Here is a 16,380-nt window from a genome sequence, read left to right on the forward strand (position 1 = left end):
TGCGTCAGTCCATGACTGGTACTGACAGCTTCAACACTCGTTCGCATTATACGAGCGATGGAAAAGCTTCACTACCTTATTATAGGCGAATTCTCCCTGTTTGGGGGAGTATTTTTTCACTTAGGAAAGCAGATCCGTTTAAATTTAACAAGTGCATGCTATTCGCATTTCCTTGACAATATTTTTATAAGCCTAAATAATATAGAGCATCTCTTAAATGTGGCTCTACACTACAACTATTTTCATTATTGATACAAGAAAGGTTACCTTCTCATCATGAATCTGTCTCAAAGTATCAACAGGAAACAAGCAGTCAAAGAACCGTTCCCAATCTCCATCCTAGCTCTTACAGTGGGCGCCTTTGCGATCGGTATGACTGAATTTGTGATTATGGGTCTTCTACCCAATGTGGCTGAAGACTTAAATGTTAGCATTTCATCAGCGGGACAACTCATTACAAGTTACGCCCTTGGGGTAGCCATCGGCGCACCTATAATGACGATCCTCACCCGCAAAATCCCGCAAAAGACGCTGTTATGTCTACTCATGGTTCTGTTCATTCTGGGCAATGCTATCTCTGTAATTGCTCCGAACTATACAGTTCTAATGGTGGTTCGCATCATTACAGCACTGACGCACGGAACTTTCTTTGGGGTTGGAGCCGTCATCGCCTCCAATCTTGTACGCCCGGATAAGCGTGCCGGGGCGGTGTCCATTATGATGGCTGGTTTAACAATTGCGAATATTGTTGGTGTTCCTCTAGGTACTTTTATCGGACAACATTTGGGATGGCGAGCTTCGTTTGCTACAATTGCCATCATCGGAATCGTAGCATTAATCGGTATACTTATGTTTATTCCGCATATTCGACAAGACAAACCTGCAAGTCTAGCAAAGCAGATCACCGCCCTCGTTCAGCCCAAGTTACTGCTATACCTACTAATTGGAGCACTGGGCAACGCCAGCTTATTCACCGTATTTACTTATATTGCGCCATTGCTTCAACAAATATCTGGCTTTGCTGAACACAGTGTAACGTGGATTCTCGTTTTGTTCGGTTGTGGTGTGACGATCGGCAATTTTGTCGGGGGGAAACTTGCGGACTGGAAGCTAACGCCCTCTATATTGGGAATCTACTTTGTCGTATGTATCATTCTTACCATCTTCACCTTTACGGTCCATCATCCTATTGCTGCCGTAGTCACTATTTTCTTCTGGGGTGTTGCTTCCTTCTCTGTTATGCCAGGACTGCAAATACGAATTATGAGCCTAGCGCAAGAGGCCCCCGCACTTGCCTCTACCACCAGTCATTCAGCAGGTAATTTAGGCAATGCTACTGGCGCCTTCATTGGCGGCTGGGTCATCACCCAAATGGGCCTGACATCCCTCCCATGGGTTGGCGCAATACTTGTTGGGCTAGGTCTAGTACTTGGAATAGCCTGCTATATTGTGGAACGCAAACAGAGTGTCATGTAATCAATGTTCATCCAAGAAGAAACCTTCGCCGTCCTTAAAGGGACGATAACCGTTTCTCGTAGAAATATAAGCAAAGTATTGTTGAACCTTATACTTTTATTTCAAAAAAACAGTTCAGCCCCAGCTTCTAAGTGAAGCGGGGGCTTCTTCTAGTTTATGGCCTCTATTAGTACTTGGTAGTTCGGGAACATGACCGCTGATTGACTTTGTAAGTGTATAAATCTTATTCAGACGCTCAATACAATCTGCGAATCCCCTCAAGCAAAATTAAAGAAGTCTAAAATATCTAAGGCTTCTTGTTGTATCTATTTGCAAACTCTCATCCTTGTTCTCTTTCGTTGAGAATATTTTTTGCTTCTTTAGCAACAATTCCAGCTTCCTGACGCACGTTTTTGTTGTTGTCTTGAAGAAGTATTTCTATAGCAACGAGTGCTTTTTCAATCAACCCGGAGTCTATTTTCCATATACTATTTTTTAGTGAAGCAATTGCATTTTGTGAAATAATTGAATTACCAGAAGGAAGAATTCCTATAAGCGTTGGCATGGCCGGAGTTATGTCCAAGCCCCTCTTGCATGCGGCATCCCGAAGAGCTTCCGATGCAAATTTTTGAACCTCCTGGCAGTCGTCTTTGAGACCTTCTAACAATCTTTCACACACAGGTGAAAAATCAAATTCTTCCATTGGAATATTCTTATTACCTTTTCGCTTACGTTCCAATACATCATCTGTTGATAGCACTTTTGCGTAAAGTCCTTTCATGACTCCGGTCCGGACATGCTTTGACTTGTTCTTTATCAGCTCATCGATGGAATCAAAATCATTTTTATCTATTAAAAATCGTGTGTACGCAGCGGTACAGTTAAGAGAGGTCTTTTTATCTTTGTCTACTATTTTATCCTCTAATATTTCTAAAGCTCTCACTCTCGTTTCATTCGAAATTGTCGAATAGTACAAAGCACTAGCTGCGTATGCAGACACCTGTCCATGCCACTTTAGTTGCTCATGGTCATAAAGCCTCACTTCTAATGAATTAATATATGGGGTAATGTTATGGGAGTTTTCTGCAAATCGAGATATTGTTCGGGCTGTATCTATACGGATTGCCAAATTCTCATGTTCCAACCATGGAAGAATAATAGGGTGAATCCCCTCTGATATGTTTAAATGCTTAAGTTTACGATCAGACATCCCAGCTGGGTGAAAGACCTTGATAACATTCATGGGATCTTGAATTTCCTTAATGGCATCTAAATTTCCAACTTGGATACAGTGAAATGCCCAAAGTTGAGATATTTTTTGATTAGGAGTCTGAACATACAACTTTCGTAAGACTTCAGCCTGCTCCCCCAAACATGCACCTTCTGTTAATAATCGCAACAGATCTTCAGCCCCATGATCATGTCCCTGGGCGATTGACAAGATACAGTCAGCGACGGAATCTCTTCCTTCTTTTTTATAACAATCCAGGATTAAAAGAACAGTTTCAGAGTCTCTCTCTGATTCAATAAATTGTTGATAATAGTTCACGAAAAAATTGGAATCCTCTTGGTACTTTATCTCGTTCCACTCTCGGTTAATAACCACATGAGTACAAAATCCAGGCATTTTCGCAAAATCAATATCTCTTATTCTTGCATATGATGCACGGGTTCCATCCTTTAGTACGAATACATCCTTCCAACCACCGCCAATTCTAAAGCTATCCATCTTCTGCTCATAGTAGTCAAATAGATTCGCAGTTACTTCGTCAAATAGGGTCGATTCATTCATGTACTTCGGTTCAAGATCTTCTATGTATGTTAACACGCTGTAATTCAATTTTCTCACCCTCACATTCTATAGATCATCATGGATTCATCCTATCATAAGCATTCCGCCTTCTTTCCGGATTGCATCCGGCAGCATCTTAAAATTTCTCCCCTCGGGGCTATTACAAGAGTCTACACAAAAGATTTGACAGACCCTATACATAAATTAATTCTTAAACTACGTCCTGTTTCAATTCAGGTGTACTTTTCAGCTAATCTGAAAACAAACTCTTGGATATTCTTAATACTATCGAGATCTGGTATCATCCATTCTTTGTTGTCCGTATCCAACTAAAAGTGTTGAAAGATCGGGGGGATCTATCTACAAAAGTATATTCATGATTTTTCACCATTAGATTCTTTTTCCTGCAAAATTTGTTTTAGACTATCAATATCCTGCTGAGATAACTCTCCTTCCTCTACAAAGTTAACTAAAAAATGTTTAAAGGTTCCGTTATATATGCGCTTGAAAAATGACTTCGTTACAGCACTTTGACAAGCCGCTTCTGATACCAATGGATAATAAACAAAGGGACGCGTTTCTTGCTTAATAGCAAGCACGTTTTTTGATACAAGCCGGCTGAGCAAGGTCCGAACGGTTTTGGGACTCCAATCCATCTCATCTGCAATGGAATCAATGACCTCTGCTGCCGTCATTTCTCCTCTATGCCAAATTGCCCTCATTACTTCCCATTCCGAATCAGAAATCACAGGTATTTTCTCCAAGTCAAACATCCTTTCTCTTGATTACAAATGTAATCTACAAACGTCAATAGGTACATCTTTGATAATTACAATTCTAACCTATCATTAAACGGAATGTATTTAGAGAAATCAAATGGATATCCTCGCCTCGTTTTTACTCCCTATATGTATTTCACTTGGACACAGTCACAATGACGCCATCTATGTTGTTTCCTGATGTCTCATAGTGATGATGCACGGGGATTTCAAGGGTCATATTGTGAGAAATAGGATGATACATAACATCATATGTTGTGCCATTAACTACTGTTGAAGTGCTCTTGTGTTCTTTCAAGAAATCTAAATATTGTTCCAACACCAAATTATTTTCCTTCATAATGGCACTGTGAGGCAGACCGACATAGCGAAAATGCCAAGGCTCATATTGAATACCTGTAATAGCGGTTTTGTCCTTGGGATACCGTAAAATAAAGCCGTACCTCCAAGCATTCTTTTGCAACCATTCTCCTTCAGGTGCTTTACTCATCTCCATTTGCGTAGATCCAATATCAAGGGATAATCCTAAATTGTGTTCGCTATAACCCGCTGGCAAAGCATAATCAGATCCCTTTTCTTGATAAAGGCTTCTTTGCTCTTCAAAATCTCGATAACCACTGCTAATCAAAAAATGTTGAATTCCATCCTTTTCAGCAGCCTCTATCATCTTCAGAAACTTCTGCGCCACACGCTCTGACAACTGAATATGAGTATCTAACAGTCCATAACCTTGTAACAACTCTTTGTGCTCAAATAAATTAACCACATCCGATTGCACACTGTCTTGGTGAACAGGATACTCCTTGTTAACCAAGAGTAAATTCCCTTGGTACACCTGATCTTGAGTAATGTTTATCGTCTGGGCACTTGTAAGAGTACCTCTCTGAATATCATGATCTTCCTTAGCAATGTCTTTATGGGTCTGTTGAACGGTTGGTGTTATATTCATGGCTTTAAGCCCTAGTAACAACAATATAATAATCACAAAAAAGCCCCACTTCTTCATTTGCAGTTTCCTCCTCCATCCTTCATGTATCTAGAATAGAGAAAACTGTTTAAACAAAAAGTAGGACAATTATAAAGTTTTTCTTAAATCATGAACTCTCAACAGAATAAATATGTATCTTTCGATCCGATCCCATGATCGTGTCCTTACAGCATATCCCCTAATATTCTGGCCTGTTTATCAAGTAGACCTGCAGCTTGACCGATGCCCGTAAATTCATCAACCGCTTGTTGGGTAAGGCGTTGGCTGTCAGTAATGACCGTTTGCGAGCGTTTTGTACCGTTTGCGATCTCTGCCACCTGTTCAGCGATACCCTCCAAATTAGAATTCACTTCCTTAGTCGCTTCCTCCGCTTGCTGAGCCAATTTGCGAACCTCAGTTGCCACCACGTTAAAGCCACGCCCATGTTCTCCTGCGTGCGCTGCTTCAATCGCAGCATTCAAAGCCAGCAAATGGGTCTGCGAGGCAACATCACGGATGGTCTTCATGCTATCTCGAACAGAATCGGACTTTTGTTCTAATAGTTGGAGTATTTCCATGTTGTTATTGGATTCCTTAACGACCCGTTCGATGGCTGATGCAATTTGATGACTACTTGAAACGCCTTCCTCTGCACGTTTTAGGAGATCCTCAGCCATGTGTTGCATATCATTTGTAACTTGAGTTGTGGCATTCTCCCGAGACGTGATATCCGTTGCCACTTTAATTACAGCTTGCACATGACCATCTGTATCATAAACGGGGGTATATGTCGCCTCAAACCATAGGAGACGTCGATTCTTTGTAACCCGTAATATTTTTTCTTGGAAAGGACGTCCGCTTTTTAAATCACTCCAAAGCTTCGTATATTCAGAACTGTTCACAAATTCTGGTGTACAGAACTGTCGATGCATCAATCCTGGCATTTCGGATGCTTCATAGTCCATTGCCCGTGCAAAGTTATCGTTTGCCCATAACACTTTCCCTTCAGTATTGAATTCGATCATGGCCAAGGAATTCTCAATAGCTGCAAGGACCGCGCTCTGTTCCAATACTTGGGTGCTAGAATACAAATTATTACTTAGACTACTCATGTTGCGCCCCCTATATTTATATCATTCCGTATAACAATTAATGTAAACTACACAGAGACTATACACAAACTATACAACTTATGCAACAATATTTTTTATAAGTTTCAAATTTGAAGAAAAATCCTTCTCAACCTAGTCATTGTGTCTAATTTATGTATAATTAAACTGAGGTGGGTAACATATATGTATGGTATTAAAAAAGTTTCTGAATTGCTAGGTATCCCCACTGTGACTATACGGGCTTGGGAGAATAGGTACCAGATCATAAAACCGATGCGCAGTCATGGTGGACATCGTTTATATAGCCAAGCTGATATTGACACCCTTAAATGGATAAAGAATCAAATGGACGAGCAAAACATGAAAGTTAGCGAAGCGGTGTGGTTGCTGAAACAAAAAAACTTTGAGGGTCTAATCGAGAAAGCCCCCGAACCTTATGCCAGTAAAATTTACGATGATCTCATCCAAAAACTGTACCAAGATTTAATTGATTTAAATACAATCCAAGCACACGAAACCATTGATTTAGCGTTTACGTTGTATCACTATGACGATGTATTCCACAACTTACTTGTTCCAGTGCTCTACAGAATGGGTGCAGAATGGGAAAGTGGGCTTATAACGGCTGCTGAAGAGCACTTCTCTTCCCAATTAATTATGCAAAGATTTACCCAGTTTTTTAGAATCCTTCCTGTTCATCATCATCTTCCGAAAGTTTTGGCACTGTGTCCTGAGGGAGAACAACATCACATGGAACTGATGCTCTTTAGTTTATTTTTACGAAAAAAAGGGCTAGATGTCATTTACTTAGGCCCAAATACACCATTGAGCGAATTAACTATATTGCTTGAGAGGAAGAATGTATCGGTGGTGGCCATTTCAATTACCGATCCCATCCATATCGAAAGGCTGGAGGATTCGATCAAGGTATGTCACGGACAATTTCCTGATTTAAAATTTGTGCTTGGTGGAATGGGCTTTAAAGATTCCATAACACCTATATCCACGTATGTCATACCTAATGATCAGACAAGCTGGGAACAATGGTACCATTCGCAAATTGAATCCAGACTGTAAAACTCTCCTGATTCTATATTCAGACAGGACAAGATAGACAGATTAAGAACCGGAACCTAGTAAATAATAGTTTCTCATTCATGGGTTGTTGCTAGTTCCATTTCAATTCGTAGGTAAGTAAATCGCAGAGTTCTTGGTTTATACCAAGAACTCTGTTTTTTCTGGAATTCACCAGTAAATTTAATTTTGGATAATTGCTTTCGAATATGACCAAAAGGTTAAGACAAATAAACTTTTTCCACGTTTATGCAACAATACTGTAACCGCGTTTGTAAACAAATCTATTTTTCACTATATATAATGTAGTAGTAGGTAATTTCTAGAAAGATATCACATGACAAACAAATATAATCATGTATTAGGGAGGAGAAATTCAATAATGAATAAAGGTATGCAATGGAGCGCAGCCCTATTGGCTGCTGGTATACTACTTGGGGGTTCGGGCTTAACAGGAGGGACTTCGGCATATGCCGATACTACAACTACAAACGTTATGAAACAGAGCGTGCAACAGCCAGCTGTTGTGCTTAAATATAAGGGGGAAACGTTACCACAGCAGGGAAAAATCGTGAATGGAAACACGATGATACCTGTAACAGTTCTACGTGATGCCCTTGGGCTTCCTTTGAGCTATACACCAAGCACAAAGACTTATAGTGTAGGTAGTGGCTCTATGAAGCTTAATCTCGAAACTTCCCAATATGGCGTTAGCACAAACCTGAACGGTTACTATATTTACAGCAATAGTAGCAAATATGAAGCGAAAAATTTGGACGGACACTTGTATGTACCTTTCAAATTGTTGAATGATTACTTAGGCTATCAGGGTGCGTACAGTCCTTCCCTGAAATCGCTCGAAATCAGCAAACGGGTGATGAACGATATTAGCATCTCGTCCGTCACATTGAACAAAACTAATAAGAATGCAAGTATCCAGATTCAATATCCACAAATCAGCGGATTGACAGACAAAGCACAGCAGGCGATGAATGCCGTGTTCAAGAAAAAATCCGAGGAATTCGCAACCGAGAGTGAAAAGCAGTCCAAAATTAGAGACGGCTCCGTGGAGAAGCACAAGTATGATTTCAGCCAAGACTTTGTAGTGACCTTCAACCGTGAAGGTGTGCTCAGTGTTGTAATCGATCAAAGTTCTTATACAGGCGGAGCCCATGGTAGCACAGCTCGCGAAGGACTTACTTTCTCATTGAAGAGTGGAAAGCAACTGGAACTGGGCGACCTACTGAAGGCGACTCCGAACTACAAGCAAAAACTGGGCAATATGCTGAAGGAAAGAACAAAAAAGGAATCCTTCGCAGACGTATCCGCCGGATTGAACACCAAGCCTGACTTCTACGTCAAAGAAGGTGGCATTGCAATCTTTTACCAGCAGTACGAGATTGCACCTTATGCAGCCGGATTGCCTACTTTCGAATTTAACTTTAGCGAATTACTACCGAAGGGCATAAATCCTTTCTCGTCTATCAAGTAAGCCTTAATTGACCTAGACTAAGTTATAAAAAAGGCCCTATAGCCGATAATAAACTGTGAGCCTATCTGTTAATTGTTAATAAACAACATGAGCTGGGGCTAAACCTAGATTACCACCAGTAGATGACTCTGTATTCGTTCAGGGTCATCTTTTTTTGAGCAGGACATTGAAATACACACGCTAATCGCTATATTTATTAATGATTTCCTTTTTATTCAATATTTGATTTAATAGAAGTTAATAACCTACTATTACAAATTTAATAGACAACAATTGAAAGGAGGATGCGCTATTCGAAGCCAACTTGTCTTAACTCTCATTATGATTTATTGTCTCTTACCGGTCTCGAAAGCCTATGGATCAATTAAACCACTACCGGAAACAACGCAAGAAATAGATGAAGAAATTGTCCAGAACATGCAGCGCTTTAATATTCCCGGCATGGCATTTGTGCTTGCCGATGAGAACGGCAATGTTTATGTCAAAGGTTACGGACGAAATGAATGGGAAGGCACCGAAATTGTTGATCCAACAACCAATTTTCAAATCGGCTCGATCTCCAAGGTGTTCACTTCATTAGCCATTATGCAGCTTCGTGATAAGGGGCTCGTGGAATTAGATGCACCCGTCACACAATACCTACCCTGGTTTGCAACCAAAGAAACCTCCCTCTCTGCGCGTATCACCATCCGAGACTTACTGAATCATACAAGCGGACTTCCGGGTCGACTGAATACTCATGATGTTGAAGGTTCCGATCCTGATCATATTGCATCACAAATAGAGCGCAAGCTCCAAAATGTACAACTCGTAGCCTCACCGGGAACAACATATGAATATACCAACATGAATTATGATTTGCTGCAGTTACTCTTGGAGAAAGTTACAAAGCAACCTTTTCCCAATTATATGAGTCAACATGTTTTTCAGCCGCTGGGAATGAATCGAACGGTCTATTCTTTTGGAGATATCTTGCCAAATTCAGCTACCGGTCATCGGTACATCTGGGGGAATGTGCGACCCTTTCATGAACAATTATCCTATGCCACTTTAGGCTCTGCTGGATTGACAACGAGTGCCGAGGACTTCGGTAAATACATTTCTTTTCTCCTGGGTAGCTCCTCAGAAGGTAACCCTTCCGTTCTTCGATCAGAAAGCCTACTTGAAATGCATAAATCAGATATTTACGATCAATCGACCGGGTATGGATTCGGTTGGGAGGTCTCAGCGAATACCATTGAGAAAAAGGGAGGACTTCCGGGGTTCACTTCAAATTTAATCGTTTTTCCGAATAGATCATATGGTTTTGCGCTATTGTCCAACTCCAAACAAAATATCACGGACGATACCAACTACAATATTTCTCGAATACTAGAGGGCAACCCTCCATCACATCTATCCAAACAAGATTCCCCCGCGATCAACCCTGTAAATAAAGGAATCTTAATGATTAGCACTTTGTTTGCCATCATTGTACCTATAATGTGGATACCTACTTTACTCTCATGGCTGAGTAGGAAATCAAGATTCTCCTTTAAGAAACCAACTCTTCCCACAATCCTCGTGTGTTGGGTCCTGAATGGTCTGATGCTAATCGGCGTATTGTATTACATATATTCGTATATTCCATATGAGAGCGGAACGCCTTCCCTTTATCAGTTAACGACTGCTCCTGACACCGTAAATGGATTGACCATACTCTCTGTAACCTACCTGTTGTTTAGTATTTCACTGGCATGTAAACCTCTATTGCGCAGAAGCACGATTGTTCCAAGGGAACTATAAATGACAAATATTTATATAAAAAAGAGAGCCAACTGCTGATGGCAGTCGGCTCTCTTCCTGTCTAATTAACTCCCAGCTAAATCTGCAGAAGAAGGGGTCAATCGTTGATGAGCAGTCTATTCAATGCCTCAATAGCTACCGAACTACAATATCCTGCGGGCCGTCACAAACCGTTTCATCCACTTGGCATCTAAGGTTTCATAATGAACACCGAGCTCTTTTGAATATGTATGTAATATCCGATTATTTCCTGCATAGATGCCAACGTGTCCAATATCGAGACCGCGTGCACTGAAGAACAATAAGTCCCCTTTGCGCAGTTCGTTGATCGCAACCTCCTTACCCTCTTTGGCTTGGTTGTAGGATACGCGCTGAAGATCGATTGACAGCTTATCCTTAAAAAGACGACTAACGAAAGAAGAACAATCAAATGTAAGCGTCTGATCGGTTGAAGCGCCGAATTCGTACGGTCTACCTAGGAACTTCTCTCCGTATACGAGCAGCTCGTCCGCTTGCCGTGCAACGAGAGACGCGCTAGTATAATCGCTATATTTAGGTTTAGCCGATATGTATCCCGTCTTATTTCCCTTAGTACGCACTTCCAGCCAGAAAGGGCCGACTTCCTGAATGACCTGCACCTTCTCACCTACGGGCAGCATTTCTCGGATCATGGAACCCTTTGTGGAATCCGGCAAGCTTCGTAGATTGACTCCATACAGAACCGTCGTACTGTAATCTATCGTGGAAAAGATACGAACAGTTTGAGTGTTCGCGTCCCACTTCACGGTGCTTCCCAGCACTTCGCTGACAAAGCGCAGTGGCATCATCGTATAACCACTACTAATTTGACCGGGAACGGTCAAATTTAGCGGTTGACCATTTTGGTAAGCTGTCCGTTCCCCAATGTGATAAGTTAGCGTCTTATTACCTTTGATCGCCGTCACTGTTTTGGTATCGCGATTCCAGGAAATCTTGGCTCCCTGCTCTTCAAACAGCTTGCGCATGGGAACGAGCACCGTACCTTTAATAAGCAATGGTTGGACTTCAAATTGAAGCTGACGGCCGTCCAGATAGATGGCCGATACCGGTGTCGGAGGCATCGTCTCCGCATGAACTGGGGCTGAATAGAGCAAAGATGTAAGTAATAAAAGTAGGAGTGAACCCCTTTTTATCGTCATGTTGTCATCACCTCGTTGATTAATATGTTCATACAATCTTACGAAGGCAAGTTCGATTAGTTTTGTTCCAAATATTGGTTACTATGTATATAGGCAAGATGAAGTTGCGCCTGACTTTCATTTCTCAAAAATAAATGCTCCTATAGCACACAACATTTTTTTACTATACAATTACTGTAAATGAAATTAAAAGTGTGGTGAAGCCGTTTGTTTAAACTCTTGTTAATTGAAGATGACACAACGCTATTTCATGAGATCAAAGATAGATTGTCGCAATGGTCCTATGATGTGTATGGGATTACTGATTTCAGTAAAGTGATTCAAGAATTCACAGATATCAAACCTGATCTAGTCATTATTGATATTCAATTGCCTAAATTTGATGGCTTTCATTGGTGTAGAATGATCCGGTCTCATTCTAACATTCCAATTATATTCTTATCCTCTCGCGATCACCCGGCGGATATCGTCATGTCTATGCAGCTTGGTGCGGATGATTATATCCAAAAACCGTTTCATTTCGATGTACTGATTGCAAAAGTTCAGGCGATTCTTCGACGCGTTTACAATTACAATACGGACACCATTGAGCTCAAAACATGGTGCGGCGCAACGGTGGATTATGAAAGAAATGTAGTCACTAATGACACAGGGTCAATTGAACTTACCAGGAATGAAATTTTCGTATTAAAAATGCTCATACAGCAGAAAAATAAGATCGTAAGCCGTGAGGAGTTAATCAATAGCTTGTGGGATGATAAGCGTTTTATAAGCGATAACACCCTTACAGTCAACGTCAATCGTCTACGAAAAAGACTAGATGAGCTTGGCTTAGGAACCTTTATTGAAACGAAAGTTGGACAAGGTTACATGGCTGTTGAAGAGGCAAATGGTTATGATTAAAAAATATGTCATAGAAAGACGTAGCTGGATCATGCTATTTATACTCCAGCAGCTATTTATCATCTTTGTCTCTTTTTTTGATTCAACGATCCCATTCCAATCTACCCTCTATCTTGTCTTTTTATCGATGATCCTTTTTTCGATCTTCTTCGTTATTCGCTACAATAAAGAAACGAAATTTTATAGAAGTTTAGAAGAACGGGACAACAATCTTGATTTGACGAGTATAGCTGGACCAGAAAGTCCTTTTGAAAAGATTATTGAAAACAGTATGACGAACCAAACGGAACTGCTAAAACAAACTGCTTCGCACAATCTTATGACTCTAGAGCAGGAGAAAGATGACTTACTTTCTTGGATTCATGAAGTTAAAACGCCGCTCACAGCCATGCATTTAATGATCGACCGCTTAGACGACGAAACCATGAAAATGCATTTGACGTATGAATGGTTGCGAATACATCTCCTGCTTGATCAACAGCTCCATCAACGGCGTATACCATTTATTGAAAATGATTTGTATATTGAAAATACAGAGTTAGAAACGATCATTTTTGATGAAATCAAAACCTTACAATCATGGTGTATCCAGAAAGGGATCGGCTTTGACATCGATTTAGAAGTACCCGTAGTACTTAGTGATGCTAAATGGCTCGCCTTTATCCTCAGACAGCTCTTAACAAACGCAGTAAAATATAGCAAATCATCCGACATCATGATTAACAGCTATTTGCGAGCTGACCAGACCATCCTTGAGGTGAAAGATGGTGGGCATGGCATCGACCCCAAAGATCTACCCCGTATATTCGATAAAGGTTTTACATCAACGACCATGCATCAAGACACTGCTGCAACAGGCATGGGGTTATATTTAGCCAAAAAATCAGCACAGTCATTGCTCATCCAGATCCATGTAAAATCAACATTGGGAGAAGGAACGACTTTCACATTAATTTTTCCACAAAGAAATGAATTTGTTAATATCACAAGCGTGTGACAACAATGTCACATGCTTGTATTAATTGTTCGGTCAATCGAAGGATAAGAACGGCAAACCCTTTTATAATAAGATCATTGAGAAAAGGGAGTGTGTCGATATGGTTATTCTAGAAGCTAATAAAATCCATAAAAGCTATGGTAACAAATTAAATAAGCAATCCGTATTAAGTGGTCTGGATATTAGCATTGAACAAGGGGAATTCGTAAGTATCATGGGGGCATCAGGCTCAGGAAAAACGACATTGCTCAATGTTCTCTCGTCGATTGATAAGATTAGCAACGGAACTATTAAAATCGAAGGAACAGAAATTTCGAGCATGAAGGAAAAGCAGTTAGCTGAATTTCGAAAGAATCATTTAGGTTTTATTTTTCAAGAATACAACTTATTAGATACACTAACAGTTAAGGAAAATATCCTTTTACCGTTATCGATTACAAAGACGTCAAAAAAAGAAGCGAATCTGAGATTCCATGCCGTTGCCACCGAACTGGGGATTATTGATCTGAAAAACAAGTATCCCAATGAAATCTCCGGGGGTCAAAAACAGCGCACCTCTGCCGCACGTGCCTTTATTCATAACCCGAGCATTATTTTCGCTGACGAACCGACGGGTGCACTTGACTCTAAATCTGCTTCTGATTTATTAAACAAAATGAGCGAACTCAATCGAAATCGAAAAGCAACTATTATTATGGTAACTCACGATCCTGTAGCTGCTAGTTATTGCAGTAGAGTCATCTTCATCAAGGATGGACAAATCTATACACAATTAAATAAAGGAGAAGAAACAAGGCAGACTTTCTTTAAAGACATCATGAAAACCCAAGGTGTATTAGGTGGGGTGCAGAATGAGTATTAATCAACTCATCTTTCGCAATCTGAGGAAGAATTTAAAAAATTATTATCTTTATGTTTTTGCATTAATCTTCAGTGCTGCCCTTTACTTCGCATTTGTCACGTTGCAGTATGATCCCTCCATGGATGCGACAAAAGGGTCTATTAAAGGAGGCGCTGCGATTAAAGCAGCATCTGTCTTACTTGTGGCTATCGTTTCTATTTTTCTTTTATATGCAAATAACATTTTTATCAAAAGACGCAGTAAAGAAATTGGCTTATTTCAATTAATAGGGATGACCAAGAACAGAATATTCCGTATCCTGACGGTTGAGAACTTTATCCTATATTTCGGATCATTATTGCTAGGAATCTTTGTAGGATTCTCCGTCTCCAAATTAATCATCATGATTCTATTTAAAACGCTCGGTGTCGATGGTGTCGCTTCACTGCACTTTTCTTATGAAGCACTCATCCAGACACTGATTGTATTCTTCGTGATCTATCTCTTTATCATGTTGATGAATTATTTGTTTATCAAGAGACAGAGTATTCTATCCTTGTTTAGAGTGACTTCCGTGACCGAAGGCAAAGTAAAAAAAGTGTCCTTCCTTGAAATGATCATCGGCATGATTGGTATAGCTTTGATCGTACTAGGTTATTATGTTTCATCGATATTGTTTAGTGGAAAATCAACCCTGGTTGAACTATTTGCTGCGATGATCATTACTTTAGGGTCTGTCATCATCGGGACGTATCTATTCTATAAAGGATCTGTCCGTTTCATATTTAATATCATTCGAAAAAGGAAAAACGGCTACTTAAATATTAATGAAGTACTGTCGCTGTCATCCATTATGTTTCGAATGAAATCGAATGCCATATTATTAACCATTATTACGACCGTATCTGCACTTGCGATTGGCTTATTGTCCTTAAGTTATATTTCATATTATTCAGCAGAAAAATCAGCAGAAGAGTATGTTGCAGCCGATTTCTCTATTACCGATATCCAAGATGCAAACAAGTTTAAAGAAGCATTAACTGCGAACAATATTTTGTATACCGATAAAACGATTGATGTCATTCAAGTAAATGTCAATGTAGAGAACATAGTGGATATAAATACGGATGGCCTTTTTTTTGATCCACGTGCCATGAAAATGGCAGTGATTAGTGAACAAGCCGTTGCAGATATCCAACTGTCCGCCGATGAGACCCTTTTTACAGATTCTGAAGGCGTAATGCAGAAAGTCATATCTATGAAGGACTCGGGAGCTATTGAATTGAAGGGTCAACATGAAGTCATTGCGCAACAATATAAAGGTGTCAACATGACTTCCCTCATTTCTGGGTATTTCACGAACGGTGGCTTGCCTCTTGCTATTGTGGACGAAACGGTGTTCGAGCGATTGAAGAAGGATATCAACCCAACCATTCAAAAAGACTCTACCCAATATATCGGAATTGATATCAAGGATAAGAGTCATGTTAAAGAGGCCAACGAACTTTATCAAGAACTAGGGTTCACTAGTAATCTTTCCTATGACTCTCAGCTTGAGATGAGCAACTATCAGAAACAAAATATGGGACTCATCATGTTTATCGTTGGTTTCCTAGGGCTAACCTTTCTGATTACATCTGGATGTATTCTTTACTTTAAACAAATGGATGAAAGTGAAGATGAGAAGTCCAATTATACCATTCTAAGAAAGCTAGGTTTCACACAAGGAGATTTACTAAAAGGCATTCAAATGAAACAACTCTTTAATTTCGGAATCCCATTAATCGTTGGGTTATGCCATAGCTACTTTGCAGTCCAATCCGGATGGTTCTTCTTCGGAACAGAACTGTGGACACCGATGATTATAGTTATGTTACTATACACGGGACTGTACTCGATCTTCGGAATCCTATCCGTCTTTTATTACAAAAAGGTGATTAAAGAAGCACTTTAATTTAATAGGTAAGAAGCACAAACTCCAGACCTAAAGGTACTGGAGATTTGT

The 16,380-nt window shown here is 40.1% G+C and carries 12 protein-coding genes and 1 pseudogene; 8 read left to right on the top strand and 5 right to left on the bottom strand.

What is annotated here, in order from left to right; genetic code table 11:
* Positions 1 to 276 precede the first annotated feature (276 nt).
* Positions 277 to 1,476, top strand: a complete 1,200-nt coding sequence (locus tag UB51_RS21520) for an MFS transporter (protein ID WP_044879062.1) — start codon at positions 277 to 279, stop codon at positions 1,474 to 1,476.
* 319 nt (positions 1,477 to 1,795) lie between these two features.
* Here UB51_RS21520 and UB51_RS21525 read toward each other — a convergent pair whose 3' ends face one another.
* The 4 genes and pseudogenes from UB51_RS21525 to UB51_RS21540 all read right to left on the bottom strand — a co-directional run bounded on the left by UB51_RS21525 (position 1,796) and on the right by UB51_RS21540 (position 6,105).
* On the bottom strand, positions 1,796 to 3,295 hold the full coding sequence (locus UB51_RS21525) for a HEAT repeat domain-containing protein (protein WP_044879063.1): 1,500 nt from the start codon (positions 3,293 to 3,295) through the stop codon (positions 1,796 to 1,798).
* Between the two features lie 326 nt (positions 3,296 to 3,621).
* Positions 3,622 to 4,011 carry a BlaI/MecI/CopY family transcriptional regulator gene (locus UB51_RS21530; protein WP_044880351.1) on the bottom strand — a complete coding sequence of 130 codons (390 nt, stop codon included), beginning with the start codon at positions 4,009 to 4,011 and terminating at the stop codon, positions 3,622 to 3,624.
* Between the two features lie 108 nt (positions 4,012 to 4,119).
* Positions 4,120 to 5,032 (bottom strand): annotated as a pseudogene (gene vanY / locus UB51_RS21535) (VanY-A/VanY-F/VanY-M family D-Ala-D-Ala carboxypeptidase).
* 146 nt (positions 5,033 to 5,178) lie between these two features.
* Positions 5,179 to 6,105: a methyl-accepting chemotaxis protein gene (locus UB51_RS21540; RefSeq protein ID WP_044879065.1), complete on the bottom strand. Its 927-nt coding sequence runs from the start codon at positions 6,103 to 6,105 to the stop codon at positions 5,179 to 5,181.
* Between the two features lie 183 nt (positions 6,106 to 6,288).
* Between UB51_RS21540 and UB51_RS21545 the strand changes: the two genes are divergently transcribed.
* The 3 genes from UB51_RS21545 to UB51_RS21555 all read left to right on the top strand — a co-directional run bounded on the left by UB51_RS21545 (position 6,289) and on the right by UB51_RS21555 (position 10,456).
* Positions 6,289 to 7,182 carry a MerR family transcriptional regulator gene (locus UB51_RS21545; RefSeq protein WP_044879066.1) on the top strand — a complete coding sequence of 298 codons (894 nt, stop codon included), beginning with the start codon at positions 6,289 to 6,291 and terminating at the stop codon, positions 7,180 to 7,182.
* Between the two features lie 379 nt (positions 7,183 to 7,561).
* Positions 7,562 to 8,671, top strand: a complete 1,110-nt coding sequence (locus UB51_RS21550) for a PdaC/SigV domain-containing protein (protein ID WP_044879067.1) — start codon at positions 7,562 to 7,564, stop codon at positions 8,669 to 8,671.
* Positions 8,672 to 8,944: 273 nt separating this feature from the next.
* Positions 8,945 to 10,456: a serine hydrolase domain-containing protein gene (locus UB51_RS21555; RefSeq protein ID WP_144407052.1), complete on the top strand. Its 1,512-nt coding sequence runs from the start codon at positions 8,945 to 8,947 to the stop codon at positions 10,454 to 10,456.
* A 143-nt stretch (positions 10,457 to 10,599) separates the two neighbouring features.
* On the opposite strand, the gene UB51_RS21560 is transcribed toward UB51_RS21555, so the two are convergent.
* On the bottom strand, positions 10,600 to 11,634 hold the full coding sequence (locus UB51_RS21560; RefSeq protein ID WP_044879069.1) for a C40 family peptidase: 1,035 nt from the start codon (positions 11,632 to 11,634) through the stop codon (positions 10,600 to 10,602).
* A 207-nt stretch (positions 11,635 to 11,841) separates the two neighbouring features.
* Between UB51_RS21560 and UB51_RS21565 the strand changes: the two genes are divergently transcribed.
* From UB51_RS21565 to UB51_RS21580, 4 genes are all read left to right on the top strand, one after another.
* Entirely contained in the window at positions 11,842 to 12,537 is a 696-nt protein-coding gene (locus tag UB51_RS21565; protein ID WP_044879070.1) for a response regulator transcription factor, read from the top strand.
* Positions 12,530 to 13,534 (top strand): sensor histidine kinase, encoded by a 1,005-nt coding sequence (locus tag UB51_RS21570; protein WP_044879071.1) that lies wholly within the window; start codon positions 12,530 to 12,532, stop codon positions 13,532 to 13,534. The genes UB51_RS21565 and UB51_RS21570 overlap by 8 nt, the downstream gene beginning before the upstream one ends.
* Before the next feature lie 100 nt (positions 13,535 to 13,634).
* Entirely contained in the window at positions 13,635 to 14,396 is a 762-nt protein-coding gene (locus UB51_RS21575) for an ABC transporter ATP-binding protein (RefSeq protein WP_044879072.1), read from the top strand.
* Positions 14,386 to 16,329, top strand: a complete 1,944-nt coding sequence (locus tag UB51_RS21580) for an ABC transporter permease (protein WP_044879073.1) — start codon at positions 14,386 to 14,388, stop codon at positions 16,327 to 16,329. The genes UB51_RS21575 and UB51_RS21580 overlap by 11 nt, the downstream gene beginning before the upstream one ends.
* The last annotated feature ends 51 nt before the right edge of the window (positions 16,330 to 16,380 follow it).

The sequence above is a fragment of the Paenibacillus sp. IHBB 10380 genome (assembly GCF_000949425.1).
GTDB lineage: Bacteria > Bacillota > Bacilli > Paenibacillales > Paenibacillaceae > Paenibacillus_AQ.

Bases quoted from the DNA above. Each gene is read 5' to 3' on its own strand.
- UB51_RS21520 (WP_044879062.1), top strand. From the start codon at position 277: ATGAATCTGTCTCAAAGTATCAACAGGAAACAAGCAGTCAAAGAACCG.
- UB51_RS21540 (WP_044879065.1), bottom strand. From the start codon at position 6,105: ATGAGTAGTCTAAGTAATAATTTGTATTCTAGCACCCAAGTATTGGAA.
- UB51_RS21545 (WP_044879066.1), top strand. From the start codon at position 6,289: ATGTATGGTATTAAAAAAGTTTCTGAATTGCTAGGTATCCCCACTGTG.
- UB51_RS21550 (WP_044879067.1), top strand. From the start codon at position 7,562: ATGAATAAAGGTATGCAATGGAGCGCAGCCCTATTGGCTGCTGGTATA.
- UB51_RS21560 (WP_044879069.1), bottom strand. From the start codon at position 11,634: ATGACGATAAAAAGGGGTTCACTCCTACTTTTATTACTTACATCTTTG.
- UB51_RS21570 (WP_044879071.1), top strand. From the start codon at position 12,530: ATGATTAAAAAATATGTCATAGAAAGACGTAGCTGGATCATGCTATTT.
- UB51_RS21575 (WP_044879072.1), top strand. From the start codon at position 13,635: ATGGTTATTCTAGAAGCTAATAAAATCCATAAAAGCTATGGTAACAAA.
- UB51_RS21580 (WP_044879073.1), top strand. From the start codon at position 14,386: ATGAGTATTAATCAACTCATCTTTCGCAATCTGAGGAAGAATTTAAAA.